General features: G+C 70.3%; 19 protein-coding genes and 2 pseudogenes. 11 read left to right on the forward strand and 10 right to left on the reverse strand.

Translation table 11 applies throughout. The features are described from left to right. Positions 1-12 precede the first annotated feature (12 nt). Positions 13-429, forward strand: a complete 417-nt coding sequence (locus tag OG792_RS31960) for an SUKH-4 family immunity protein (protein ID WP_329105215.1) — start codon at positions 13-15, stop codon at positions 427-429. Here OG792_RS31960 and OG792_RS34865 read toward each other — a convergent pair. Both OG792_RS34865 and OG792_RS34870 read right to left on the reverse strand, forming a co-directional pair. Next, positions 417-521, reverse strand: a complete 105-nt coding sequence (locus tag OG792_RS34865; protein WP_442932336.1) for a hypothetical protein — start codon at positions 519-521, stop codon at positions 417-419. The two genes, OG792_RS31960 and OG792_RS34865, sit on opposite strands and share 13 nt — an antisense overlap. Positions 522-546: 25 nt before the next feature. Further along, a pseudogene (locus OG792_RS34870) lies at positions 547-816 on the reverse strand (ABATE domain-containing protein); the annotation flags it as partial. A 15-nt stretch (positions 817-831) separates the two neighbouring features. Between OG792_RS34870 and OG792_RS34875 the strand changes: the two are divergent. Next, positions 832-885, forward strand: a pseudogene (locus tag OG792_RS34875) (hypothetical protein); the annotation flags it as partial. A 58-nt stretch (positions 886-943) separates the two neighbouring features. Here OG792_RS34875 and OG792_RS31970 read toward each other — a convergent pair. Beyond that, complete coding sequence (locus OG792_RS31970; RefSeq protein ID WP_329105218.1) at positions 944-1,330, reverse strand: DUF4259 domain-containing protein; 387 nt, start codon at positions 1,328-1,330, stop codon at positions 944-946. 173 nt (positions 1,331-1,503) lie between these two features. Here OG792_RS31970 and OG792_RS31975 point away from each other — a divergent pair, with 173 nt between their 5' ends. Continuing rightward, positions 1,504-2,265: a crotonase/enoyl-CoA hydratase family protein gene (locus tag OG792_RS31975; protein WP_329105220.1), complete on the forward strand. Its 762-nt coding sequence runs from the start codon at positions 1,504-1,506 to the stop codon at positions 2,263-2,265. A gap of 75 nt (positions 2,266-2,340) precedes the next feature. Here the strand turns inward: OG792_RS31975 and OG792_RS31980 are convergent, their stop codons facing one another. Next, positions 2,341-3,456 (reverse strand): DUF1996 domain-containing protein, encoded by a 1,116-nt coding sequence (locus tag OG792_RS31980; RefSeq protein ID WP_329105222.1) that lies wholly within the window; start codon positions 3,454-3,456, stop codon positions 2,341-2,343. Positions 3,457-3,802: 346 nt separating this feature from the next. Between OG792_RS31980 and OG792_RS31985 the strand changes: the two genes are divergently transcribed. Beyond that, entirely contained in the window at positions 3,803-4,135 is a 333-nt protein-coding gene (locus OG792_RS31985) for a hypothetical protein (RefSeq protein ID WP_329105225.1), read from the forward strand. Between the two features lie 223 nt (positions 4,136-4,358). Here OG792_RS31985 and OG792_RS31990 read toward each other — a convergent pair whose 3' ends face one another. From OG792_RS31990 to OG792_RS32005, 4 genes are all read right to left on the reverse strand, one after another. Beyond that, entirely contained in the window at positions 4,359-4,808 is a 450-nt protein-coding gene (locus OG792_RS31990) for a type II toxin-antitoxin system PemK/MazF family toxin (protein WP_442932337.1), read from the reverse strand. Between the two features lie 192 nt (positions 4,809-5,000). Then, the gene (locus tag OG792_RS31995; protein ID WP_329105229.1) at positions 5,001-5,663 is read right to left on the reverse strand and encodes a response regulator transcription factor; all 663 of its coding nucleotides are present in this window, start codon (positions 5,661-5,663) and stop codon (positions 5,001-5,003) included. Further along, the gene (locus tag OG792_RS32000) at positions 5,641-7,119 is read right to left on the reverse strand and encodes a sensor histidine kinase (protein ID WP_329105230.1); all 1,479 of its coding nucleotides are present in this window, start codon (positions 7,117-7,119) and stop codon (positions 5,641-5,643) included. The genes OG792_RS31995 and OG792_RS32000 overlap by 23 nt, the downstream gene beginning before the upstream one ends. A 319-nt stretch (positions 7,120-7,438) precedes the next feature. Then, positions 7,439-15,964, reverse strand: coding sequence for a right-handed parallel beta-helix repeat-containing protein (locus OG792_RS32005; RefSeq protein ID WP_329105232.1), 8,526 nt, complete (start codon positions 15,962-15,964; stop codon positions 7,439-7,441). 273 nt (positions 15,965-16,237) lie between these two features. Between OG792_RS32005 and OG792_RS32010 the strand changes: the two genes are divergently transcribed. From OG792_RS32010 to OG792_RS32025, 4 genes are all read left to right on the forward strand, one after another. Continuing rightward, positions 16,238-16,684: a hypothetical protein gene (locus OG792_RS32010; RefSeq protein ID WP_329105233.1), complete on the forward strand. Its 447-nt coding sequence runs from the start codon at positions 16,238-16,240 to the stop codon at positions 16,682-16,684. Next, a complete protein-coding gene (locus OG792_RS32015; protein ID WP_329105235.1) occupies positions 16,656-18,152 on the forward strand; it encodes a sensor histidine kinase in 1,497 nt (498 codons plus the stop codon). Before OG792_RS32010 ends, OG792_RS32015 begins: the two co-directional genes overlap by 29 nt. Next, positions 18,149-18,808 carry a response regulator transcription factor gene (locus OG792_RS32020; protein ID WP_329105237.1) on the forward strand — a complete coding sequence of 220 codons (660 nt, stop codon included), beginning with the start codon at positions 18,149-18,151 and terminating at the stop codon, positions 18,806-18,808. The genes OG792_RS32015 and OG792_RS32020 overlap by 4 nt, the downstream gene beginning before the upstream one ends. Positions 18,809-18,908: 100 nt before the next feature. Next, on the forward strand, positions 18,909-19,865 hold the full coding sequence (locus OG792_RS32025) for a zinc-binding dehydrogenase (protein WP_329105239.1): 957 nt from the start codon (positions 18,909-18,911) through the stop codon (positions 19,863-19,865). A gap of 16 nt (positions 19,866-19,881) precedes the next feature. On the opposite strand, the gene OG792_RS32030 is transcribed toward OG792_RS32025, so the two are convergent. Beyond that, positions 19,882-21,240 carry an IS4 family transposase gene (locus OG792_RS32030; RefSeq protein WP_329104950.1) on the reverse strand — a complete coding sequence of 453 codons (1,359 nt, stop codon included), beginning with the start codon at positions 21,238-21,240 and terminating at the stop codon, positions 19,882-19,884. Positions 21,241-21,553: 313 nt separating this feature from the next. Between OG792_RS32030 and OG792_RS32035 the strand changes: the two genes are divergently transcribed. The 3 genes from OG792_RS32035 (at position 21,554) to OG792_RS32045 (ending at position 24,050) form a co-directional block, all read left to right on the forward strand. Further along, on the forward strand, positions 21,554-22,072 hold the full coding sequence (locus OG792_RS32035; RefSeq protein WP_329105241.1) for a pyridoxamine 5'-phosphate oxidase family protein: 519 nt from the start codon (positions 21,554-21,556) through the stop codon (positions 22,070-22,072). Positions 22,073-22,187: 115 nt separating this feature from the next. After that, positions 22,188-23,426 (forward strand): phosphotransferase, encoded by a 1,239-nt coding sequence (locus OG792_RS32040; RefSeq protein WP_329105243.1) that lies wholly within the window; start codon positions 22,188-22,190, stop codon positions 23,424-23,426. A gap of 120 nt (positions 23,427-23,546) precedes the next feature. Then, positions 23,547-24,050 carry a hypothetical protein gene (locus tag OG792_RS32045; RefSeq protein WP_329105245.1) on the forward strand — a complete coding sequence of 168 codons (504 nt, stop codon included), beginning with the start codon at positions 23,547-23,549 and terminating at the stop codon, positions 24,048-24,050. Positions 24,051-24,179: 129 nt separating this feature from the next. On the opposite strand, the gene OG792_RS32050 is transcribed toward OG792_RS32045, so the two are convergent. Further along, entirely contained in the window at positions 24,180-24,977 is a 798-nt protein-coding gene (locus OG792_RS32050; protein WP_329105246.1) for a hypothetical protein, read from the reverse strand. Between the last annotated feature and the right edge of the window lie 97 nt (positions 24,978-25,074).

Consider the following 25,074-nt stretch of genomic DNA (forward strand, 5'->3'; position numbering starts at 1 on the left):
GATGAGACGATCATGGACCTCCTGGCCCCGCTGCGTCCGCTCACGTACGCGAAGGTGCCGATCGAGGGGCGCTGGCAGCAGTCGCCGTTCCCCGAGCACACGATCGGCGAACGGCCGGTCGCGGTGCTCTGCGACGATCCGGACGTGGCCACCCTGGTGGTCGACCGGGTCGACGGAACGGTCCTGTTCGTCACGAAGGACGACGTGCCGGCACTGGTCAACCGGTCGCTGGGCCAACTCGTCGAGTCCGCACGGATCTACTCCGGCGCGGCCCGCCGGGCCCGTGGGATCGACGAGGACGACGACGAGGCGCTGGAGGCGCTGGCCGCCGCGACGACCGACCACATCGGCCGGATCGACCCGGATGCCGTACGCGACGAGAACCAGGTGTGGGCGGTTGCCGCCGAGGAGCTCGGCTACGGCCTCTGAGCTGGCCGCTCACCAGCGCCGCCGGCTGCCCGCGCACCCGTGTTCTGCCGGCGGTGGGTGGCCTTCTTGCTCCGGTTGCCGCAGGTGGACATCGAACACCAGCGGCGGGTGGCGGGTGGCGGCGGGCGAGTCGTCGAGGAAGACGCCCCGGCAGGTCGGCGCGGCGCAGCGGCGGACCCGAAGTGGAGAGTTCCCGATCGCGTCGACCGCGTCGCGGGCGATGTCCGCCAGGACCTGGTCGACCGAGGTCGCCCGGACCCGACTGTACGGCCGACCGGGCGCCCCCGGGACCAGTTGCGGTACGGCGCCGGGCCGGCTCGCCCAGTCGTTGAGCAGCGCCACGTCGGCCCCGCTCGGCGCCGGCAGCACCGGCGCCACGGGCTGCACTACGTCGCCGCGCCGGTGCTCGGTCGGGTCGAGGTCGCCCGAGCCGGCAACCTGACCGTCCTCGCCGCCGGCGATGCCAGCGCCATCGCGAGGGTGCAACCGCTGTTCGACGTACTCGGGCGGTCAGTCAGCCCGGGTCGGTGCCGGCCTGCCGACGGACCTCGGCGGCCAGCCGGTCGAAGGTGGCGACCAGGACCGCGCGCCGCTGCGACACGTAGTCGGCCGTCGGCTCCAGCTCGCCGATGCTGTCGTCCCACACCGCCAGGTAGCGCTGCTTCCAGTCGGCGATCGTCTGCTCCGACGGCAGCTCGACGCCGACGTACCGCTGCTCGGAGAGCAGGCAGAGCAGTTCCAGGTTGCACGGTACGGCGACCCCCCAGTATTCGTCCGGCTCGATCTCTACCGGATCGCCGGACATCGCCTCGGTCACCTCGGCCACCAGCCGAGCCGTGACGATGCCGAGATGGTCGGCGGCGGTGTCGCTGTCGAAGTTGCCCCTGCCCCAGCTACCCACGGGCCCTCCTCCACAACTCGGACGTCCCCGCCATACTGCCCGGCCCCGGCGACACTACTGGTTCGACCGGCCCACCGCCGGTCTCGGCGGCGCGCGGAGCGGCAGGTGGGCGCGGCGTGGACAAATCCGCCCGGCCGGTTCCGCGACCGGCGGGTCCGGGGCATCCTGGACCGATGGTCGTACGGATGGAACGCAGCGGTCCGGTGACGACGGTGATCCTCGACCGGCCGGAACGCCGCAACGCCGTGGACGGGCCCACCGCCCGCGCGCTCGCCGACGCCTTCCGGGCCTTCGACGCCGACCCGAAGGCATCCGTCGCGGTGCTCTGGGGTGCCGGCGGCACGTTCTGCTCCGGTGCGGACCTGAAGGCCATCGGTACGCCGAGCGGCAACCGGGTCGAGCCGGACGGCGACGGCCCGATGGGTCCGACCCGGATGCGCCTCGGCAAGCCGGTGCTCGCCGCCATCTCCGGGTACGCGGTCGCCGGCGGACTGGAGCTGGCCCTCTGGTGCGATCTGCGGATCGCCGAGTCGGACGCGGTGCTCGGCGTCTTCTGCCGACGCTGGGGGGTGCCGCTGATCGACGGGGGCACGGTCCGGCTGCCCCGGCTGATCGGCGAGAGCAGGGCGATGGACCTGATCCTCACCGGGCGCCCGGTGCCGGCCGTCGAGGCGTACGAGATGGGGTTGATCAACCGGCTGGCACCGCCGGGCGGTGCGCGAGCGGCGGCGGAGGACCTGGCCGCGCAGCTCGCCGATCTTCCACAGGCCTGTCTGCGTAACGACCGGCAGGCGCTGCTCGCCGCCGCCGGGCAGCCGGAGCCGGCCGCGCTCGCCACCGAACTGGAGTACGGCATGCACTCGCTGGCCGCCGACGCGACCACCGGTGCCGCCCGGTTCGCCGCCGGTGCCGGCCGTCACGGCGGGTACGCCTGAGAACACGACGGCGGCGGACGGCCGACCCCGATCGGGGAGGAACCGTGCCGCCGCCGCCCTGTGGCGCGGGAAGGTCTAGAAATTACCCGCCGAGTTGCACTTCACGCCCTGGTCGAGGCAGTTGCGGACCCGTGCCGCCAGCGCGTCGTCCTCCCACGCGTTGAAGAAGTCCGCGTGCATCGAGAACGAGGTGCCCGACGCCAGGGTGATGCCGTCGGTGTTGGCGCTCAGCGGGTACGAGATGACAAACGACACCGAGGGAACCGGGACCGGGTGACTCTTCGGGCAGGCACCGGTGTGGTCACCGTTGGCCATGTGCGCCTTGTGGTCCGGGCTGTCCAGGTGCTTGCCGTCCCAGCAGTCCGGGAAGGTGATCTGGCGGACGATGTGCGCGGTCTTGGCGCAGACCGGGAAGGTCTTGTCCGCGCTGCGCCCGACCTCGCCGCCGATGCCGGCGCACCAGAAGTGGTTGCCCTGCTTGTCCGGGGTGTCGACCTGGTTCTTCGCGTTACCGACGATCATGCGCAGGCCGAACGGGAACGGCTGGGTCTTGCTCGGGTCCTTCAGCCGGGAACCGTAGTAGACGGTCACCTCGTCCGGGTCGACGACCTTGCCGTTCTGGTACATCGTCGGCACCCAGTACGCGGAGTGGTCCTGGGGCGAGTTGCAGGTGGTGGCGGTGGCCGCCCGCAGCGACTCGGCGGTCGAGTTCGCGTTGGTCGACTTGTTGCCCCAGAACGTGTGGTTGTGCGAGGCCCCGGCCAGCTTCGGCAGGACGATCGGGTCGTCACTGTTGTGGTGGCTGGTGGTGCAGCCGACGTTGAACTCGGGCACCTTCACCGGGTTGCCGGTGACCGGCTTGGGCTTGCGAGCGAAGAAAGCCGCGGTCGCGGCGGCCTGCGCGGCGGGGTCGACCGCCACCCAGCCACCCACCGAGGTCGGCGGGGCGGTGCTGGTCGACGGGTCGGGCGACGTGCCCGGCGCGCCGGGGGTGGCGGAGGCGCCCGGCGTGGCCGAGGGGTCGCCCGGGGCGGGGGACGTGGGGCCGGTCGAACCCATGCCGGCGTCGCCGGACGGGTCGGAGGCGCCGGGGGTGCCCGGCAGCTCCTTGCATCCGCCGGCGAGCGCCACGCTCAGCAGCAGCAGCGCGGTGACCGAACGACGTTGTCTGGGGGTGGGTCGCAAATTCATGTGGGGGGCACACCTTTCTTCCGAGAAGGAACACTACGAGCGCACCCCTACTTGCTTCGAGCCAGAACGATTATTTCTCCCTTAAATCTGGCTTAGCGATTGCCGGATCGGCTTTCCGGAGCGACCCACCTGTCGAACGAATCTCAATTCCCTGATTTTTTTCTAAAATCCGTAATCGACGCTCGGCCACCGACTCCACAGTTAAGGTCGGACCTCTTACGTCACCGGGCCACTCGACGCATTCGCCGATGCGGGCCTAGGCTCCGGATCCGGGCCCAGGCTCCCGGGCCAAGGTCCTCGGGCCCGGGCTCCGGGCGGTCGGACGGGACGCGAGGGAAGAGGCGCTGTGACGCGGACGAGCCGGATCTGGCGACTGTACGCCGGAGACGAGTTGCTGGGCGACCTCGTGGTCGACGGCGGAGACTTCCCCTGGCTGGCCGCCCGATTCGAGCCGCTGCCCGCGTACCGGCCGTTCCGGCCGCTGTTCGACGAGGACGTACGGCTGCTCGACGGCGCCGTGGAGGACGTCGAGGCGCAGGTCGCCTCGGACCGGGCGATGCGGGCGGCGGCGATCGCGCTGGCCGACCCGGACGGGTTCCGGGTGCCGGAGTTCCTGCTACACATCCGGGGCGAGCAGGCATGGTGGCGATGGAACGACGAACCGTTCGACGATGACTGATACCCGAACCGGCCGCGACCGGCTCGCGACTACAGACTGATCTGACCCTTCCGCAGCGGAACGCCGAGTCGGTCGATTGGGAATGCCGCGGTCCAATGGAAGTACGCGGTCATTCGCGCGGTCGGCACGTCCTCGCACCGATGCCGATAGGTCCGGCCGTCCAACAGAGCACTCCGGGTCGACCCCGGCCGGTCCCCGCGACGGTCCTTTGCGGAGTGTGGCGTCAGCGCCAGCCGTAGCCGGCCCGGAGTGCCTGGCAGATCCGGTCGAACCGGACCCGGTCGAGGATCGCCCCCTCGCGCCGGATGCAGTCCTCGCGCATCGTCAGCACCCGATCGAGACGCAGGTAGCTCGGCCGGTGGTCGCGGTCCCACTCGCCGGGCCCGAGGGCGAACCAGTTCCGCTGACCGTGGCGCTCGCTCTGGCTGGACAGCATCAGGCCGTACAGGGTCCGGCTCTTGCGTCCGACGACCAGTACGGGACGGTCCTTGCCCTGGCGGGGGTCGTCCTCGTACGGCACCCAGGTCCACACGATCTCGCCCGGATCGGCCTGCCCGTCCAACTCCGGCGCGTACGTCAACTCCCGCCGTTGCAGTGCCGCGAGCTGCCGCCGCCGCGCAACCTGCGCCGGGGTCGGCTGACCGGGAATCCGAGCGGGCTCCCGCCTGGCCATCCGCCCAACCCTGGCCGCCACATCCCTCAAAACATTCGCCACCCCGGCACCCTACCTCCCGCCCCCACCCCTCCCCCCACCCCAAGATCGACACTAATCTAGGGAAAAGAGTGGCAACCCAACGCCGAATTGCCACTCTTTCTCGACAAGAGGCGCCTCGGTGGTGTGAGGGGAGGGGTGGGGTGGGGTGGGTTAGGTGGTGCGGAGCCGGTAGCCGAAGCCGCGGAGGGTTTCTATGACGTCTTCGCCCAGTTTTTTGCGGAGGGTGCTGACGTAGACGTTGACGAGGTTGGTGCTGGGGTCGAAGTCGTAGCCCCAGGCGTGGGAGAGGAGCTGTTCGCGGCTGAGTACGCGTCCGGCGTGCCGGATCAGGGTTTCCAGCAGGGCGAACTCGCGGCCGGTCAGGGTCACGTCGCGGTCGTGCACGGTGACCTGTCGGGACCAGAGATCCAGGCGTACGGGACCCGCGGTCAGCACCCGTGGCTCGTCCGAGCCGACATCGCGCAGTCGGGCCCGTACCCGGGCCAGCAGTTCCTCGAACCGGAACGGCTTGGTCATGTAGTCGTCGGCGCCCGCGTCGAGGCAGTCGACCACGTCGTGCACCTGCGAGCGCCCGGTGAGGATCAGCACCGGCAGTCGACGCCCCCGGGCACGCAGTGAGCGCAGCACCTCCAGGCCACTGCGTACGGGCAGGCCGATGTCGAGAATGAGCAGGTTGAAGTCGTCTGTGCAGCCGTACTGTTCGGCCTGCTCGCCGTCGGTGACGTGCACCGTCTGCCAGCCGTTCGCCGCCAGGCCCTTCCTCAGGAAGGACGCGATCTGCGGGTCGTCCTCAGCGATCAGAATCCTGGCCATGGTGCCAGCCCTCCCTTGTCTGCCGGGGTATCACCAGGGTGAAGGTGGCGCCGGCGCCGGGCCGGCTGACCAGTTCGGCCCGCCCGCCGTGCGCCTGCGCGATCGCGCGGACGATGGACAGGCCCAGCCCGGAGCCCGGGTAGCGCAGGTGCGCGTGGCTGCCCCGGCGGAACCGGTCGAAGATGTGCGGCTGGTCGTCCAGCGGTACGCCGCAGCCGGTGTCGCGTACCCAGAGCCGGAACTCGGTGCCGGTGACGGCCGCGCCGAGGGCGACGGTCTCGGTGTCCTCGGTGTGCCGGACCGCGTTGTCGGCCAGGTTGATCACCGCCTCGGTGAGCCGGTGCCGGTCGGCGACGACGATGCCGGAGCCGAGGTCGTCGACGTGCCAGCGCCGGGGCGCGAGCGCGCTGAGTTTCACCGCGAGTTCCGCGACGAACAGTTCGACATCGATGCGTTCCGGCTGGAGGAACTGCGGGTGGGCGACGTCGGCCAGCAACTGTAGGTCGCCGACGATCCGGCCCATCCGTTCCAGTTCGTCGGTGACCAGGGCGATGGTGGAGTGCCATTCCGGATGGTCGGTCTCGTCGGGGTCGAGCATGCTGAGGTTGCCCATCGAGATGGTCAACGGTCCGCGCAGTTCGTGACTCGCGTCGAGGATGAACTCGCGTTCCCGGCGGAAGACCGCCTCCAGCCGGTCGAGCATGGCGTTGAAGGTGAGCGCCATCTCGGCCGACTCGCCCTGCCGGCCGACCGGGATCCGCCGGGTCAGGTCCGACTGCGAGATCAGTCGCGCGGTCTCGGTGAGCTGGCGTACGGGACCGAGCACCCGGCCGGTGACCAGCCAGGCGCACCCCGAGGCGAGCACCAGTACGCCGAGCACCGCGCCGGCGCCGTACGTCTGTAGCTCGGCTATCTCCTGGCGTTGGCTCACCGGCAGCAGGGTGACCACGAACGCCCCGCTGCTGGCGCCGACCCGTACCGGCAGGATGCCGTAGTAGGCGTCGCCGCGGGCGGTGTCGTACCGGTCCAGCGGTGGCCGACCGTCGGCGAGGGTGTACGAGCGCGCCGAGGTGGCGAAGGCGTGCATGGTGTCGTCGGGCAGCCGGTCGATCGGGAAGCGGCTCAGTGCGGCGTGGTGCAGCCGTCCGTCGGCGAAGGCGAGTACCGCCTCCTCCTGGCTCGGTACGTTGCGCAGGAAGTAGACGTCGAAGACCCCCTGTACGGAGGTGAAGGCGGCACCCGTACGCGGATCGCGGCCGTTCGCGACGAGCCGGTTGATCTCCTGGAACTCCTGCTGCACCGCCTCGCTGATCCGGGTCTCCAGCCGGATCATCAGCACCTCGTGGATGGCGACCGTACAGAGTCCGCCGGAAAGAATGATCAACGCGATGTACGACAGCAGGATGCGCGTGTGGATGCTCCTGGCGACACGGGACCAGCCGGAGCGACCCAGCATCGAACAATCTCCTCCACGAAGCCACCCGGCGAGTACGGCGGGCACAGCCGGCTCACCAGCACGTGTCGGCGCCCTAACGCATCGTACGTCCGGAGTGGAGGCATCGGGATTCATCGAATGGCTTGACCCACTCGGCGGGCGCTCGGGTGCGATTGGCCGTTCCGACTAGCCGTTCTTACCTAAAATCCCGCCCTGGTTCATGTTCTGTTCAATGTGCGTTCACCTTGAAATCGCGTACCGCTCATTCGGTTGCGCATGACGGGCCGCCCCCTCCGATGGTTTCGGAGGGGGCGGCCCGGTTTTCGGTGACCCGACTCGGTCAGCCGAAGGTGATCACCAGCCTCGGCGGGTTGTCACTCCCCTTCTCCCTGCTGTTGAACGCCTGCTCCATGCCGCCCGCATTCTCGGCGCTGTCGCGGATCAGGAACCCGAAGTTGCCGGTCGCGTACATGCCGCCGACCTGAGCGGGCACCACCCACTCGCGGTAGCCGTTGCCCGACGCCGTGGTGGCCGCCGTACCGGTGGTCGCCGGTTGGTTGTTCCACCGGACGTTCGCCTCCGACCAGGTCGCCGCGAGCGGAATCGCCTGCAACGTGCGCCCCGTCTTGTACGACCCGGAGTACAGCCGCAGCCGCGCGTCGGTGACCTGGCAACCCGACGGGATCGCCGGCAGGTTGAACCGGACCAGCACCCGGGCGTTGTTGCCCGACTTGCTGTCGACCTTGATCGCCGAATCCTGGCCGTAGTTGCTCGACGACGAGGACTGGAGCACCCAACTGTCCTGGTTCGCCCCGAGCGTCACCGAACCCGGCGTGAGGCAACTCGGCGGCGCCGAGACCGTCCAGGAGTACGTCGCCGGGGTGGCGTCGACGTTCCCGGCCACGTCGATTCCCCGTACCCGGAACTGGTGGTTTCCGGCCACCAGCCCGGCGTAGTTGACCGGGGAGACACACGGCCCGAACGCCGCCGCGTCGAGCGAGCACTCGAAGGTCGAGCCCGGCTCGTTCGCGGTGAAGGTGAACCCGGCCGTCGGGCTGGTCGTCGTCGCCGGCGGCGTGCTGCCGATCGACGTCTGCGGCGCGGTGGTGTCCGGCGGTGGCTCCACCGTCCACTCGAAGACCGCGGGACTCTGGTCCCCGGCCCCGCCCCCGTTGATCGCCCGCACCTCGAAGGTGTGGTCACCGACCGCGAGGTTGGTGACCGTACGCGGCGAGGTGCACGCGGCGAACGCCGCCCCGTCCAGCGAGCACTCGAAGGTCGAGCCCGGCTGGCTGGAGGTGAAGGTGAACGTCGCCGTGGTTGCCGTGGTGGCGAGATCCGGCGCCGACGCGATGGTGGTCTGCGGCGCGGTCGGCGTACCGGCCACCGTCCACGCGTAGCTCGCCGGGGTCAGGTCGACGTTGTCCTCCTGGTCGATCGCCCGCACCTCGAACACGTGCGGACCGGGCTCCAGGTTGGCCGGCAGATCCAGGTTCGGATAGCCGTGCGGGCTCACACACTCCACGAAATCGGCCTCGTTCTGGCTGTCGAGGCGGCATTCGAAGATCAGCCCGGCCGGAGCCGTGACGTTGTCGGTGCCGGCGAAGGTGAAGCTCGCCGTACCGACGGTGCTCGGGTTCGCCGGCCCGGTGTTGATCACCGTGGTCGGCGGGGTGGCGTCCGGACCCGGGACCACCGCCCACTCGTGCTCGGCCCACTCCTGTTCGCCGGAGGTGACGCCGTCCAGGTCCACCGCGCGTACCCGCAGGTAGTGCTCGCCGATGGCCAGGTTGGCGAAGTCAACCGGAGAGACACAGGTGGTGAACGGACCCAGGTCGAGCGAGCACTCGAACCGGATCACCGGCTCGTTCGCGGTGAAGGCGAACGTGGCGGTCGTACTCGGATCCTCGGCCGCCGGAGCGACGACCAGGGTGACCACCGGCGGGCCGGTGATCGTCCACGCGCGGGTGGCCGGCGTCGGCTCGACGTTGCCCTCCGCGTCGCGCGCCCGCACCTGGAACTCGTGCGTACCCGGAAGCAGATCCTCGTAGAACACCGGCGACACGCAGTCGGCGAACACCGCCCCGTCCAACGAACACTCGAACGTCGCGTCCTCGTTGGCGAAGAAGGTGAACAGCGCGCTGCGCGCGGCGGTCTCGGCCGTCGGCCCGGCGCTGATAGTGGTCACCGGCGGTACGCCGGGCGGCGACAACGCCACCACCCAGGTGTACGTGGCCGGCGTCGGGTCGACCTTGTCCGACAGGTCCACCGCCCGTACCTGGAAGGTGTGCGTACCCGCGGTCAGGTTGCCGTACGTCTGCGGGTTCTCACACTCCACCCAGTCGGCCTCGTTGGTGCTGTCCAGCCGGCACTCGAACCCGAGATCGAACAGCGGGGTGTTGTCGTCGATCCCGGTGAAGGTGAAGCTCGCCGACGTGCTGTTGCTCGGGTTCGACGGCTCGTCCACGATCAACGTGTCCGGCGGTGCGACCTCCGGCGGTGTCGGCGCCGAACCGTCGCAGGAGATCTGGTAACACTGCATCGGCTCGGTGTTGCCCGACGCCCGGTTACCACCACCGTCGACGTTGCCGGTCTCGGCGTAGATGCCCCAGCCACCGTTGTTGTTCGCCGTGTTGGCCGAGATCCGGTGACCGGCCTTGTTGACCGAGATGCCGTCACTGCTGTTGTTGCCGGCGGTGTTCCGGTCGATGATGTTGCCCGGCTCGGTGCTCTCCGGCAACACCTCCGCCTCGACCGAGATGCCCTCCGCCGAGTTGCCGCTGGCCGTGTTCAACGTGACCACGTTGTTCAGCGACTCCGAACCGAGCGCGATGCCGGTCGACGAGGAGTCGCTGGCGTCGTTGGACTCGATCCGGTTCCCGGACGACTGGTGCAGATCGATGCCGGTGCTGTTGAACCGTACGTCGTTGCCACGCAGTACGTTGTTCAGCGCGGCCTCCAGACTGATCCCGGCATCGCTGTGATTCGTGACGATGTTCGCGATGACGTCGTTGCCGCTGGACTCGACGATGTTGATCCCGGCTTCGCTCTCGGTCAGCTCGTTGCCCTCCAGCTTGTTGCCGTTGGACGCCGCCTCCAGCGTCACCGCCGCGTCGGAGTTGTCGAGGATCGTGTTGCCCACGATCGAGTTGTTGCTCGACCCCTCCAGCCACAGGCCCGTACCGCTGGACCCGCTGACCCGGTTCGCCTCGACCCGGTTACCGCTGGCACCCACCAGGTGGATGCCCTCCAACGCACTGCCGCTGATCGTGTTGTCCAGCAGCAGGGCACCCTGGGTGCCTCCGGTCAGCACGATGCCGGCCGCGTTTGCGGTCAGCTCGTTGGCCCGGACCAGGTTGCCGGCGCTGCCGTTGTCCGCGTCGGCGAGCTGGATGCCCGCCTCCTGGTTCTGGGTCAGCGTCAGGTTGCCGATGATGTTGCCGAAGGTGCCGGCGTTCAACTGGAGGCCGTAGTCGAAGCCACCGATCGTGCCGTTGGTGACGGTCACCTGGTCGTGACCGTTGTTCCGGATGCCGACCCCCTGCCCGATGCCGTCGATGCCGTACCCGTTCAGGTCGACCGTGATGCCGGCCGCCCCGATCACCAACCCGTCGTTGCCGCAGTTGGTCAGGTTGTTGGTCAGCAGCACGCTCTGGGTGAGCGTCTGGCCACAGCTGACCTGCGTCGGCACCGGCGCCGGACGGATCGTCCAGGCGTGTGCCGCCGGGGTCGGGTCGGTGTTTCCCGCCGGGTCGGTGGCCCGGACCCGGAACTCGTGGTCGGTCGTCCAGAGCCCGACGTGGGTCACCGGCGACGTACACGCGGTGAACGCCGAACCGTCCAACGAACACTCGAACGTCGAGTCCGCCTCGCTCGCCGAGAAGGTGAAGTTCGCGTCCGTACCGACGGTGGTGGCGTCCGGGGCCGAATCGATGGTGGTGTCCGGCGGGGTGCTGTCCGCCGGAGCCGGGAAAATCGTCCAGGTGTACGTGGCCGGCGTCGGATCGACGTTGCCGGCCAGGTCCACCGCGCGCGCCTCGAAGGTGTGCACGCCCAGCGCCAACCCGGAGTACGTCTTCGGGCTCAGACACGGCCCGAACGGCGCGGCGTCCAACCGGCACTGGTAACTGAGGTTCGGGCCGGGCGACGAGTTGTCACTGCCCCGGAAGCCGAAGACGGCAACCGGAGTCGTGGCCGCCAAATCCGGCGTGGAGAAAATGGTCGTGTTCGGCGGGGTCGAGTCCGGGCCGGGCGGGATCGCCGCCACGGTCCAGGTGTAGGTCGCCGGGGTCAGGTCCACGTTGTCCGACGGGTCGATCGCGCGCACCTCGAACCGGTGCACCCCGGCAAACAGGAAGTGGTAGGACGTCAGGCTGACGCACTCGACCCAGTTGTCGACGTCCGGCGGCTGCGGCGGGTCACCGGGATCCGGCTCCGGAGCCGGCGGGTCCGGCGGCGGGTCCAGCCGGCACTGGAAGCGCAGTGCGGTCGGCGGGGCCACGTTGTCCGTACCGGTGAACCCGAAGTGAATCGTGGTGAGGCTGCTGCTCGGGTTCGGCGGCGTCGACGTCAGTACGGTGTCCGGCCCGGTGATGTCCGCTGCCGGTGGCGCACCCGGCGTACCCGGACCGCAGACCACACCCCGGCACTGCTCCGGCTCACCGTTTCCACCCGCGACGTTGCCGCCGCCGTCGATGGTGCCCTCCTCGTCGGCGTCGATGCCGAAGGCGGCGTTGTGGTGCGCCACGTTGTCGGCCAACCGGTGCCCGGCCTCCGGCACCGAGATGCCGTCGCCCTGGTTACCGATCACCTCGTTGCGCTCGACCACGTTCGCGCCGAGCGGCACCCCCTCCGGGTCGACCGCCGCGCCCTCGACCGCTATACCGCCACCGGACGCGCCGTTGACGACGTTGTCGAGGATGCGGTTACGCAGCGAGCCCGGCCCGACCGAGATGCCGACGCCACCGGAGTAGCTGGCGTCGTTGCGCTCGACCAGGTTGTCGCTGGAACCCTCCAGTTCCACGCCGCCCGGGTTGTACCGGACGTCGTTGTCCCGGACCACGCTGTTGCTCGACCCGGACAGGCCGACGCCGGAGTCCGCCGCCAGGTGCGAGACGTTCTCGATCACCTGGATCTCGTCGGAGTCCTCGACCGTCACCCCGGCATCGCCGGTACGGGTCAGCGTGTTGCCCTGCACCAGGGTCCGGTGCGAACCCTCGGTGATCAGGATGCCGCCGTCCCCGCTGTCCGACAGGGTGTTGCCGATCAGCCGGTTGTCGCGGGAGTCCTCCAGCAGGAAGCCGCCGTCGCTGCCGATGGTCGGATCGGCGGTCACCCCGCTGACCGTGTTGTCCTCGATCAGGTGACCGCTGGCGTCCTGCATCCAGAGCGCCACCCCGAGGTTGCCGGTGAAGCTGTTCTCCGCCAGCACGCTGTTCTCCGAACCGGCGACGAGGGCCACACCGATCTCGTTGGCGTCGAACGTGTTGCCGCGTACCTGGTTGGCGTTGCGGCCGTCGTCGGCGTTCGACAGTTCGATCCCGGCGACCGCGTTCTCGCGTACGGTCAGGTCCTGGTAGCGGTTGAACCGGGTGCCGGCCATCGCGGAGATCCCGTACACGAACTGCTGCACGGTACCGCCGGTGACGATGATGTTCTGGAACCCGACGTTGCGTACGCCCGCCGGTCCGCCCAGTTCGGGCAGCTCGATCGGGGAACCCGGCTGGCCGGGGAAGTAACCCGGCCCGTCGATGGTGTGCCCGTCGAGGTCGACCTCGATGTTCGGCGCACCGATGACCAGCCCGTCGAGCGGGCAGTTGGTCAGGTCGTTGAGCAGTCGGGTGCTCTGGGTCAGCACCTGCCCGCAGGTGACCGTGGTCGCGACCGGGGTCGGCGGCGCGGGCGGCTGCGGGGCCCCCGGACCGTCGAACCGGAGCACGAGCTGCGGCACCAGCGGCGGCTCCGCGAGCGTGTTGCGCGAGGCGAACGAGGAGTCGTCACCCTCGCCCTCCTCGACCGAGTCCCGGATCAGGAACCCGTGGTTCGGCGCCCCGCCGAGCATCGCCGCGACCTGGCCGGTCACGTTCCACTCACGGAAGCCGGCACCGGAACCGGTGGTCGCCGCAACGCCGACGGTGCCGGGCTGGTTGGCCCAGGTCACCTGCATCTCGGTCCAGGCGGCGCCGATCGGAACGGCCTCCAGGGTCCGACCGACCTCACCGTCCGCGTGCATCCGCAGGGTCGCCCCGGTCAGTTCACAGGCCGACGGTACGTCGGTCGGCAGCGGGAACCGGATCAGCGTACGGGCGTCCTCGCCGGGTGCCCGCGAGCGGACACTGAGCGATTCGTCGATGCCGAAGTTCTCCACGGTGTTCGACTCGTCGATCCACGAGTCGGCGTTGGCGCCGAGGATCACGTTCGAGGCGTCACAGTCGACCGGCGAACCGACCGTCCAGGTGTACGTCGCCGGCGTCGGGTCGATGTTGTCGCCCTCGTCGATCGCCCGTACCTGCACCGTGTGCGAGCCGGTGGTCAGGTTGGAGAAGCTCCACGGGCTGGCGCACTCCAACCAGGCCAGGTCGTCGGTGCTGTCGATCCGGCACTCGTATTCGAGCAGGTTGGTGGGGGTCAGGTCGTCGGTGCCGAGGAACGAGAACGTGGCCGTACGGCCCGCGCTCGGGTTCGGCGGGGTGCTGGCGAACGTCGTCTCCGGGGGCGTGATGTCCTCGCCACCGGTGAACACCCAGACCGCCGGGGTCGGGTCGACGTTGCCGGCCCGGTCGATCGCCCGTACCTCAAGGGTGTTCTCACCCAGCTCGATGTCGAGCAGCTCGTACGGGTTCGGGCAGCCGACGAACATGAACTCCGGGTCCGGCGGTTCGGTCGGGTCCGGCGGGTCCGGCGGCTCGGTCGGGTCGTTGACCAGCACCCGGCACTCGTAGAGCAGTTCGGCGACCGGGGTGGAGTTGTCGGTGCCGGCGAAGGTGAACGTGGCCCGCTCGGCCGCGAACGTCGGCCCGGACACCACCGAGGTCTCCGGCGGGGTCAGGTCGGCCGCCGGGAACGGTCCCTCGTGTTCGAGGGCGCCGATGTCGCAGGTGGTGTTCTTCGGCCGGGTGACGCCGCGCTGGTCGACGCTGGCGCACGGGGCGACACCGCCGTCCAGGGCGAAGCTGTCGTCCTGGATCGCGTGGGTCATCGACGGGCCGCCGTTGTCGGCGATCGCGTCGATCTTCGGGTCGCCCGCGTTGGACCGGTCCCGGCTGCCGCGCAGGTAGCAGGAGTCGGCGCTGTCCAGGTTGCCGCCCTCGGAACCGACCGCGAAGCTGCACTCCGGGCTGTAGAGGTTGCCGGCGACGATGGTGTTGCGCAGGATCACCGACTGGCTCGGCTCGATCGGGAAGTTGACCGAGCCGCCCGGCTCGTCGCCGATGCCGGCGCCGTGCGGGGCGACGTTGCGGTTGATGGTCGCGTTGACCACCCGCAGGCCGGCGTCCGCGTCGGTGTAGAGACCACCGCCGGCTACCTGGGCGACGTTCCCCGAGGACGTGGTGTTCTCGATCAGCGCCTCGGCGTCGCTGGCGTTGTAGATGCCGCCGCCGTACTGCTTGGCCCGGTTGTCCCAGAACGTGGAGCCGGTGATCTGGAGAGTGCCGTCGGCGACGTTGGCGAAACCGCCACCGTGCTCGGCGGTGTTCTGGCTGACCGTGGTGTCGACCACCGAGAACGCGCCACTGCCCTGGCTCTCGATGCCGCCACCGTCGGCCGCCGCGGTGTTCCCGGTGATCGTCAGCCGGGTCAGGGTGACCCGCTGGCCGTCGTTCTCGACGCCACCGCCGCCGGCCTCGGACGTGTTGTCCCGGACCGTGCTGTCACTGACCGTGACCGGGCCGCCGGATCCGATGGCGAGACCGCCGCCCTCGGCGATCGACTCGTTCTCGGTGAACGAGGCGCCGGTGACCGTGGCCCCGCCGCTGCCGCCGAGGTAGAGGCCGGCGCCGCCACCGTCACCGGAGACCGGGTCACCGGCGGAGTTGCCGGTGAAGACGGTGTTGCGGATGGTGCTGGCCCGCTCCGAGTCGGCGAGTACGCCACCGCCGCTGCCGTGCGCGGCGTTGCCGGACACGGTGCCCCGGGTGACGGTGAGCCGGGTCTTGGAGACGCTGCTGAGACCACCGCCGTCGGCACCGGCGGTGTTTCCGGTGAGGGCGGTGTCGGTCAGCGCCAGCTCGACCTCGTGCTGGTTGGAGATGCCACCGCCGTCGCCGTCGGTCGTGTTCCCCTTGACGGTCGAGCCGCTGATCTCGACCCGACCCTCGCCGTCGAGGTCGATGCCGCCGCCGGAGACCCCGGCGTAGCTGTCCTGCACCGTGACGCCCTGAAGGCGCACCACCCCGGAGGAGACGCTGAGTACGGCACCGCCCTGCTCCGAGTCGTACCCCTCGCGCAGGGTGACCCCGGAGACGGTGACGTTGCCGGCGCTGTCGTGGATCTCCAGCAGCCGGTCCAGCCCACGGCGCTCGACCGGGGAGCCGGCCGGTGCCTGCCCACCGTCCACGATGGTCCCGGCGGCGCCGGCACCGATGATGGTCAGCGGGCTGAGGATGTCGAGGTCGCCCGTGTCGTCGCCGTTGTCACCGGCCGGCGCGCGGGTGATCTGGTACGTGCCGGCCGGCACCTGGATCGTGTCACCGGGCAGCGTCGCGTTCGCCTCCTGGATCGCGGCGCGCAGCGTGCACGTGTTGGCGCTGGTACGGCAGATCCCGTTACCGATGTTGATGTCGACCGCGTCGGCGGTGCTGTTGACGGTGAACGTGATCGCCCAGACGGGCTGTACGGCAACCATGGTGGTCAACAGGGATGCCACCCCGATGACCGAGAGCCAGATCCGGCGGCGTCTCGTCCCGCCGCCGGATCTGCGTTTGGATGTGGTCGATGGTCTGCTGTTACTCATGCCGCCCCCACGGTCGGTCTATGGTCAGTGGCCGCCAGTGTTCAGCGGGCGGGTAAGCCGACGCTCAGCCGAAGGTGAAAACTTCTTTATCTGGCGGCCCGCCGCTGACCTGCGAAGATCCCTCGATGAGAGGCTTCTCATCCGGCTCTCATCGGTTGGTTATCGCGGGTCGGCACGCTTGGTCCGATGAGCACACAAAAAGTCGCCACCGGCATCGGGCTGGCGGCACTGGTGGGGCTGCTCACCGGTGTCGGTCTGCCGGCGCTACTTCCGCCCGACCAGGTCCCGGCGATCCAGATCATCAGCCCGGCAGCGCAGACGGAGACCGACGATGGAGCCGACACAGCCGGCAGCGCGAGCCTCGGCCCGGCCAACCCCGGAGGCGACGATGACCGCGACGCCGGCCAGCCCGCCGCCGGAGACGACGACAGGGGCGACGACAGGGGCGACGACGGGGGCGACGACGGGGGCGACGACGGGGGCGACGACGATGCCGGTTCCGGTGCCGGTGCCGATCGGTCCGAGGACGATGACGACGACGGTTCCGAACGATCCGGCGGCGACGACGATGACGACGGTTCCGAACGGTCCGGCGGCGACGACGATGACGATGACGACGGGGACGACGACTGAACCACCGGTACGGCCGTTGCGTCGGCTCCTCGGCCTGGGGTTGCGGCTGCGGCTGCTGGGGTGGGCGCTGGCCCTGCTCGCGGTCGCCAGTCTCGCCTCGGTGGTGGTGATCCGCCAGGTGCTGCTCAACCAGCTCGAAAACCGCATCGGTACGGACATGCGCCAGGAGGTGACCGAGTTCCGGCGACTGGTCGGCGGCCGTGACCCGGCGAGCGGGCAGCCGTTCGGGCCCGACCTGCGGGCGATCGCGGACACGTACCTGCTGCGCAACGAGCCGCAGGCCGGGGAGGCGGTGCTGGTGCTGGTCGACGGGGCGTTCTACCGGGCGACCGAGGCGCCACCGTACGACCTGAGCGGTGATGTTGAGCTGATGCGCCGGTGGGCCGGGCTGACCGAGAGCGCGTACGGGCGGGTCCGGGACAGCCCCGAGGGTCCGGCGCACTGGCTCGCCGTACCGTTGATCATCGACGGCGCGGTACGCGGCCAGGTGGTCGTGGTCGAGTTCGGCGCCGAACGGCGAGCCGACATCGACGACGCCGTACGCCTGATGGCGCTCGCCTGCCTGCTGGTGATCGTGGTCGTCGCGGCCGGCGGTTACCTGGCCATGGGCCGGGCGTTGCGTCCACTTCGGACGGTTACCGAGACCGCGCGCACGATCGAGGAGACCGACCTCTCCCGCCGGATCGAGGTCACCGGCACCGACGAGGTCGCCGACCTGGCGCACACCTTCAACGGCATGCTCGGGCGGCTGCACCGGGCCTTCGCCGCGCAGCAGGCGTTCGTCTCCGACGCCGGGCACGAACTGCGTACCCCGATCACCATCGTCCGGGGTCACCTGGAACTGATGGGCGACGACCCGGACGACCGGGCCGAGACCATCGCACTGGTCACCGACGAACTGGACCGGATGAACCGGATGGTGAACGACCTGCTCATGCTCGCCAAGGCCGAGCAGCCCGACTTCCTGCACCCCGACCACGTGGAGGTCGACCTGATGATGCACGACGTCTACGCCAAGGCCGGCGCCCTCGGTGACCGGGAGTGGCGGATCGGCACCATCGAGGAGGTGACCGTGCTCGCCGACCGGCAGCGGCTGACCCAGGCGCTGATGCAGCTCGCCCAGAATGCCGTTCAGTTCACCGGTCCCGGGGACACCATCGAACTGTCCGCCCGGGTGGAGCATCCCGGCCAGGTCGAACCCGGCCGGGTGCTGCTTTCCGTACGGGACACCGGGGTCGGCATCGAGCCCGAGGACCGGGAACGGATCTTCGCCCGGTTCGCCCGCGCCGAACACGCCCGCGCCCGAGCCGAGGGGGCCGGGCTGGGCCTGGCCATCGTGGCGGCGATCGCCGAGGCCCACCGGGGCGCCGTCGCGGTGGACAGCGTTCCCGGCGCGGGCTCGACCTTCACCCTGGTCCTGCCCGCCACCGCGGTCCTGCCCGGACCGATGATCGGGGGCCTCCGGTGAACCGGGTGCTGATCGCCGAGGACGAGCCGCGGATCGCCTCGTTCCTGACCAAGGGCCTGCGCGCGGCCGGCTACGTGACCACGGTGGTGACCAGCGGCGTGGAGGTCGCCGTCGCCGCCCGCAGTGGAGACTTCGACGTGCTGATCCTGGACCTCGGGCTGCCCGGCCAGGACGGGTTGGCCGCCCTGGCCCAGCTCCGGGCGCGGGGCGAGCGGCTGCCGGTGATCGTGCTGACCGCCCGGGACGCGGTGCCGGACCGGGTCGCCGGGCTCGACCTCGGTGCCGACGACTACATGACCAAGCCGTTCAGCTTCGACGAACTCCTGGCCCGGGTACGGGCCCGGCTGCGCGAGCACGGGCAGGCCACCCCGACCGTGGTCCAGGCCGGTCCGATCCGGCTCGACCTGGTACGCCGTACGGCCACCGTGAACGGGGAGCTGGTCGAGTTGACCGGGCGGGAGTTCCTGCTCGCCGAGACGCTGTTGCGGCACCCCGGTCAGGTGCTCAGTCGGGAGCAGCTGCTGGACCGGGTCTGGGGGCTGGCCCACGATCCCGGCTCGAACGTGGTGGACGTGTACATCGGCTACCTGCGCCGCAAGCTCGGCACCAACCTGATCCAGACCGTACGTGGCATCGGCTACCGCCTGGCCGGCTGATCCACCGCTGTCGTCGTACCGGTGATTGACCTCAACCGTTGTTGAGGTTGCAGGCTCTCCGGGTAGGGATCGGGCGAGCCCCGACGGCGGAGGGATGGTTATGCGCGCAGTGTGGTTGACCGGGTTCGGCGGGCCGGAGAAACTCGTCCCCGGCGATGCCCCGGACCCGGTCGCCGGGCCCGGACAGGCGCTGATCGAGGTGGCGTACGTCAACATCACCTTCGTCGAGACCCAGTTCCGGGCGACCGGCGCCGGTCCGTACCGGCCGGAACTGCCGATGATCCCGGGCAACGGGGTGGGTGGCGTGGTGAGCGCGGTCGGCCCCGATGTCGACCCGACACTGATCGGCCGGCAGGTGGTGAGCAGCACCGGCGGCTCCGGCGGGTACGCCGAACGGGCAGCGGTTGACGCCGCCGGTCTGTTCCTGGTGCCGGACGGGTTGGCCCTGGACAGTGCGGTGGCGTTGCTCGCCGACGGGCGTACCGCGACCTGGCTGGTCCACTCGGCAGGGCTGGTCGGCGGCGAACGGGTACTGGTGGAGGCGGCGGCCGGTGGGGTCGGCACCCTGCTGGTGCAACTCGCCCGCGCGGCCGGCGCCACGGTCGTCGCGGCGGCCGGTGGCCCGTACAAGGTCGGACTGGCCCGGGACCTGGGCGCCGACGTCGCCGTCGACTACCGAAACCCGGACTGGACCGACCGGGTACGCGCCGCCGTCGGCGGTGTGGACGTGATCTTCGACGGGGTCGGCGGCACCGTCGCCCGCGCCGCCTTCGAGTTGCTGGACCGGGGCGGCCGGATGCTCAGCTTCGGCCTGGCCAGCGGGGAGTGGGCGAACATTTCCGAGGAGGCGGCGGAGCGGCGCGGCGCACAGGCGATCCGCCCGGCCATGGATCCGACGCGGCTCCGTACCTTCACCGAGAGCGCCCTCGCCGAAGCCGCCGCCGGCCGCCTACGCCCGTCGATCGGACAACGCTTCCCCCTACACCGCGCCGCCGAAGCACACGCCGCCATCACCTCCCGAACCACCACCGGCAAAACCCTCCTAACCCCCCACTAGCCCCAATGCCGCTTAGTTAGGGGGGTGGGTCGGTTGTCAATCCTGTGGTGTGCAGGATGTTGACGGTGATGGTGTGGTGGTAGTTGGTGCGGTCGATGGTGCCTTTGGCGCGGTGTTTGGAGATGGCGCGTTTGACTACTCGTGGGCTTGTTCGGGCGCGTCGTTTCGGGAGGAGGTGGGTCAGGACCGCGCGGCCGATCACTCCGACGAGGTCGATGGTGGTGTCGGCGATGACCCCGGTGGCCAGGATGATCTGGTCCCGGGCGGCGTGGACCGCCACGGTGAAGCTGGCCTGGTCCGGGCTGGTCGGTTGGTTGGCGGTGGCGTCGGCCATAGCCAGCCGCACCGTTTGGTAGACGGTCAGCAGGGCGTGGACTTCCTGACTCACCCCGTTCGGGGTCCGGGCCCGTAGGACCCGTCCGCCGAGCAGGGTGGACTTCAACTCCAGGTACGTCGTCTCGATTTCCCAGCGTTGGTGGTAGAGCGTGACCAGGTCCAGAGCGGGGAATCGGTGGTGATCGGTGAGGGTGGTGATCAGCCGGTACCGGCCGACATGGTGTTTCCCGTCGAGGTGCACCAGGATCTCGGCGTCGACGACCCGGACCGTCATCGCGCCGATGACCGATAGCCAGGACCCGTCGTGGTGGCGGCGGATCACCGGTAGCCGCCGGTCGTCTTTGTCCCGCACGAGCAGGTCGACGCCGGTGCCGGCGAACTGTTCGATCATCGTGCGGGCGGCGAAGCCCCGGTCGGCCAGTAGGAGCATGCCCGGGTGCAGACAGCCCAGCAGACGCCCGGCGCAGGCGAGTTCACCGGTGGTGAGTGGGGTGAACACCGCGTCGATCAGTGTGCGGGTGCCGCAGGCCACGACCGCGACCAGCCGCACCATGGGATATCCGGACCCGCCGTGGGTGCCGGCCTGACGCGGGTAGACCGCCAGATTCGCCGTGCTGTCGGGCACGAACATGCTGGTGCCGTCGATCGCGCAGACCAGCAGACCCCGCCACCGCTGGGCCCCGGCGGGTGGACCCGCCAACAGCCGAAACAACGCCGCCAGGGGCTTGTCCCCGACCCGACGGCGGGCCTGGGACAGGGCTGAGGAAGTCGGCATCGCCACCGCCAACCCGTCCAGGCCGGCGACGAGCCGGGCCCATACCTGCTGGTAGCCCAACTCGGTGAACAGCCCCGCCGCGAGCAGCAGATATACCACCACTCGCGAAGGCACATCCCGCACCCGAGCCTGCACCGACCGGGTATCGGCCAGGACCGCGTCGACCATCTCGAACGGCACGTGCTGCGTCAACTCACCCAGATGACCCGGCGCGAACCGCCCCGAAGCCACCGCGATCGTCCGGGTGATGGCAAACTGTTCCAACGGCGGGGCTCCCGGTCCAGAGGCTGTCTTGGAGTGACAAACCTCTATACCGGAGCCCCGTCGTTCCTTCTGCCACGACACGCCCTTGACAAGCAGACCCAAGCCTTAACTACGCGGCATTGCCACTAGCCCCCTCCCCTCCCTCCCCTCCCCCACCCCGCCCCCCGCCCGCCCGCCCCCGCTTCGTCGATCTAGGGCAAATGGTGGTGATCAGAGATCAACAAGCACGTATTTGCCCTAGATCGACGAGGTGTCGGGGTGGGGCGGTAGCGTCGGCGGGGATGGGCGGATGGGGTGTGATGGGGGGCTAGTGATGGACATGCTGGAACCGGTGGCCGAGTTGGATGTTCGGTACAGCGACGGCAACGCCGAGGCCATCGGGTGGGCGGAGGCTCGCGAGATCCTGGCCGCCGCCGAGGTCTACTGGCTGTCGACCGTTCGACCGGACGGGCGGCCGCACGTCACTCCGCTGCTCGGGGTCTGGCTGGAGTCCGCGCTGTACTTCTGCACCGGCCCCGAGGAGCGCAAGGCCGGCAACCTCGCCGGAAACCCGCACTGCGTGCTCACCACCGGCAGCAACGCGCTGCACGAGGGCCTGGACCTGGTGGTCGAGGGTGACGCGGTCCGGCTCACCGACGACGCGCGGCTGCGCCGGGTCGCCGACGCCTACGCCGCGAAGTACGGCGACGACTGGCGGTTCGACGTACGCGACGGGGCCTTCCGGCACTCGGGTGGGCCGGGAACGGCGCTGGTGTTCGAGGTCGCCCCGACCACCGCCTTCGGCTTCGGCAAGGGCCGGTACAGCCAGACCCGTTGGCGTTTCCCCCGCTGACCCGGCAACAGCCCGGCCGATCCCCCGGCGGATCCCCCGGCAGATCCGGGACAGCTGAAAGCATTCTCATCGTCGGCTAACCCGCGGCTCATCCCGCGCCGGGATCGTCGCTCGTATGTCGATGACCACCAGCACCGGTGGGCCGGGGAGCAACCCCGACCCCGATCTTGACCTGCTCACCGGGCCGGGCGCCGCAGAGTTGCTGCGCACGGCTCTGCGACCGGCCGGTGGTGAGCTGCTCACCTGGCGGGCCACCCAGGTCGAACACCAGCCGGGACGTCGGTCCACGGCCGCGTACCAGGCTCGGATCCGTTGGGCGGACGGACGGGTCCGGGAGGAGCGGCTGGGCGCCTGCACCGGTCGGCCACCACGCGGCACGGTGGTACTGGGCGACGGCACCGACCAGGTGGCGACATGGCGTTTCCCGTACGACCCGGACCTGCCGGCGCTGCGCACCGCGTACGACGAGCGGGCGGTTGCCGTACTCCTGGACGACCTCGGCCTCGACGGCGGCGGACCGGTGCGGTTGGCGATCCGGGCCTACCGGCCCCGACGGCGGGCGGTGATCGAGGCGATCGGCCGCCGGCACCGGCTCTTCCTGAAGGTGGTCCGGCCCGACCAGGTACGGGACCTGCACGAACGGCACCGGTTGCTGGTCGGAGCCGGCGTGCCGGCCGCGCCGAGCCTGGGTTACACCCCGGACGGGCTGCTGGTGTTGCAGGCGCTTCCCGGCCGCACGCTGCGGCAGGCGCTGTACGCCCGGCAGGCGCCACCGTCCGGGCAGGCGGTGCTGGGTCTGCTCGACCGGCTGCCGGCCGAGTTGGCGTACGGGCGGCCCCGGCGGTCCTGGCGGGAGAAGTCGCCGCACTACGCCTCGGTGCTCGCCGCAGCGCTGCCCAGCGTGGCGAAGCAGGCCCGCGCGCTGGCCGAGGCGGTGATGTGCGAGGCCGGACCGGAGCCGGCGACGGTAGTGCACGGCGACCTGTACGAGAGTCAGTTGCTGGTCTCCGGTGGCCGGATCTGCGGCCTGCTCGATGTCGACACCGCCGGACCGGGCGAGCGGCTGGACGACCTCGCCTGCCTGCTCGGGCACCTTTCGGTGCTGGCCGGGATGAACCGGGACCGGGCCGGCACGATCCTGCGCGCGGGGGCGGCGTACCTGGCCGCGTTCGAGCGGGTGGTGGATCCCGCCGATCTGCGATACCGGACCGCCGCGGTGGTGTTGTCGCTGGCCACCGGCCCGCACCGGGTGCAGGAGCAGGACTGGCCGGCAAACACCCGCGACCGGTTGGACCTGGCCGAACAGTGGCTCGACAGCGCCCGCCGCCTCCGCCCGCCCACCCGACCCCGTTGATCCACGCGCGCCGAGAGAGCGAGTGCGGCCGATGAAGGAGGTCTCACGTCCGGTTCAGTCGCACCTCATCGACGCGGCCGAGGCTGGAGAGACAGGCAGACGAACACCGAGGAGGATGTCATGCACATCAATCGACCGTGGCGAATCATCGCCGGGGCGAGTGCCGCCGCTCTGGTGGCCGGGCTCACGGCCGGCGCGGCGACCGCCAGCGACGGCATCGAGCTGCGCGACAAGGTCAGCCCGATCCAGGTGAACACCCAGGTGGACCAGGCCGGCCAGGGCGCCGCCGCCGACGACTCGCCGGAGTCCGCCGACAGCCCGCACCAGTCGCCGTTCGACTCCTCGAACTCGGCGTCGGACAGTCCCGGTGACCGGCAGTGGGCCGACCCGTCGCCCGAGTCCGCCGACAGCGCGAACGACTCGGCCGTCGACTCCCCCGCCCCGGCGCCGCCGGCGAAGAAGGCCACCGGCGCGGGCGACAGGGGCAAGCCGGCTCCGGCGAAGCCGAAGGCGGGCAACGACAGCCCGGACGACTCGCCGGCCCCGGTGCGCAAGCGCGGTGGTGGTGGCGGTGACTCGGCCAACTCGGGCGGTTCCGCCGACTCCGGCGGCTCGGCCGACTGACCGGGCCGGTTCCCGAGGTGCGCGCGGCCCGACCAGCCCGGTCGGGCCGCGTCGCCGTCCAATTCGGGTACGCGGCAGCCGCAGTTGCCCCGGCTACGCCGGCTACCTGCCGCTGTCGGGGCACACCGTTCAGCCGGGTACGAGACCCACTCCGAGCAGCCAGCGCAGGGCGTATGTCACGAATCCGATGGCGATTCCCAGCACGATGGCGAGCAGGAAGCCCTCGAAGCCGTCCCGGCGCCGCTTTGCGACCGGCCCGTCGATGCCGACGAGTTGCCGCTCCCGCGCCGCCCGTGGTTCGTCCAGCCACCGTTCCCAGGTGACCCAGGCCAGCACGCCGAGCCCGAACGGGGTCCAGCAGAGCCAGAACCAGTACCACTTCGTACCGTGGATCGGTGCCGGACCGGCGACCAGGGCGATCAGGAACACCGCCATCAGGGAGACCGCTACCCAGTTCGCCGTACGGACGACCGGGTGGACGAACCCCGTACGGTCGACTCCCGCCGCGGTCCGCAGTTCCGCGACGAGCGGCCGGTCCCTGACCATTCCGGAGGCGTCCCGGGGGTCCGGCGTCTGGGCGGATCGCCCGTAACCGACGTCGGCGTACCGGACCCGACCGGCGTCCGTGGTCCAGCTCACCAGGTTCCCGTCGGTCCCGCCCGCCAGGGCTGGTTTCCGGCCCCAGAACCCGCCGTCGTCCCAGTTAGTTCCACTGTGGACGTTTGTCACCGTGTCCGCAGCGATGTCGCGTCGCGCCTGCTCGGCGTCGGCGGGGCGGGGCGCCGACCACCAGGCCAGCGCCGCCCAGAGCACCCAGAGCACCACCAACGACCCGCGTACGCCCACCACCAGCACCCGCCGCCAGTCCCATACGACCGCCACCCCCACCCCCCACCCCACCCCACCACACCACACCTCGTTGATCATGAAGTTAGCGCACCCCTGAGCTCGATTTTTGGTCGCTAACTTCATGATCAACGGGGTGGCTACATGTGGCAGTGCCGCCGGGAGGGCTGGCCTCCCG

The sequence above is a fragment of the Micromonospora sp. NBC_01699 genome, from assembly GCF_036250065.1.
Taxonomy (GTDB): domain Bacteria; phylum Actinomycetota; class Actinomycetes; order Mycobacteriales; family Micromonosporaceae; genus Micromonospora_G.

Excerpts from the sequence above, each read along its gene's own strand:
- OG792_RS32010 (WP_329105233.1), top strand. The coding sequence starts at position 16,238 with ATGAGCACACAAAAAGTCGCCACCGGCATCGGGCTGGCGGCACTGGTG.
- OG792_RS31995 (WP_329105229.1), bottom strand. The coding sequence starts at position 5,663 with ATGGCCAGGATTCTGATCGCTGAGGACGACCCGCAGATCGCGTCCTTC.
- OG792_RS32050 (WP_329105246.1), bottom strand. The coding sequence starts at position 24,977 with ATGATCAACGAGGTGTGGTGTGGTGGGGTGGGGTGGGGGGTGGGGGTG.
- OG792_RS32040 (WP_329105243.1), top strand. The coding sequence starts at position 22,188 with ATGTCGATGACCACCAGCACCGGTGGGCCGGGGAGCAACCCCGACCCC.
- OG792_RS32035 (WP_329105241.1), top strand. The coding sequence starts at position 21,554 with ATGGACATGCTGGAACCGGTGGCCGAGTTGGATGTTCGGTACAGCGAC.
- OG792_RS32015 (WP_329105235.1), top strand. The coding sequence starts at position 16,656 with ATGACGATGACGACGGGGACGACGACTGAACCACCGGTACGGCCGTTG.
- OG792_RS31980 (WP_329105222.1), bottom strand. The coding sequence starts at position 3,456 with ATGAATTTGCGACCCACCCCCAGACAACGTCGTTCGGTCACCGCGCTG.
- OG792_RS31990 (WP_442932337.1), bottom strand. The coding sequence starts at position 4,808 with ATGGCCAGGCGGGAGCCCGCTCGGATTCCCGGTCAGCCGACCCCGGCG.
- OG792_RS34865 (WP_442932336.1), bottom strand. The coding sequence starts at position 521 with ATGTCCACCTGCGGCAACCGGAGCAAGAAGGCCACCCACCGCCGGCAG.
- OG792_RS32025 (WP_329105239.1), top strand. The coding sequence starts at position 18,909 with ATGCGCGCAGTGTGGTTGACCGGGTTCGGCGGGCCGGAGAAACTCGTC.
- OG792_RS32000 (WP_329105230.1), bottom strand. The coding sequence starts at position 7,119 with ATGCTGGGTCGCTCCGGCTGGTCCCGTGTCGCCAGGAGCATCCACACG.
- OG792_RS31975 (WP_329105220.1), top strand. The coding sequence starts at position 1,504 with ATGGTCGTACGGATGGAACGCAGCGGTCCGGTGACGACGGTGATCCTC.
- OG792_RS31960 (WP_329105215.1), top strand. The coding sequence starts at position 13 with ATGGACCTCCTGGCCCCGCTGCGTCCGCTCACGTACGCGAAGGTGCCG.
- OG792_RS32045 (WP_329105245.1), top strand. The coding sequence starts at position 23,547 with ATGCACATCAATCGACCGTGGCGAATCATCGCCGGGGCGAGTGCCGCC.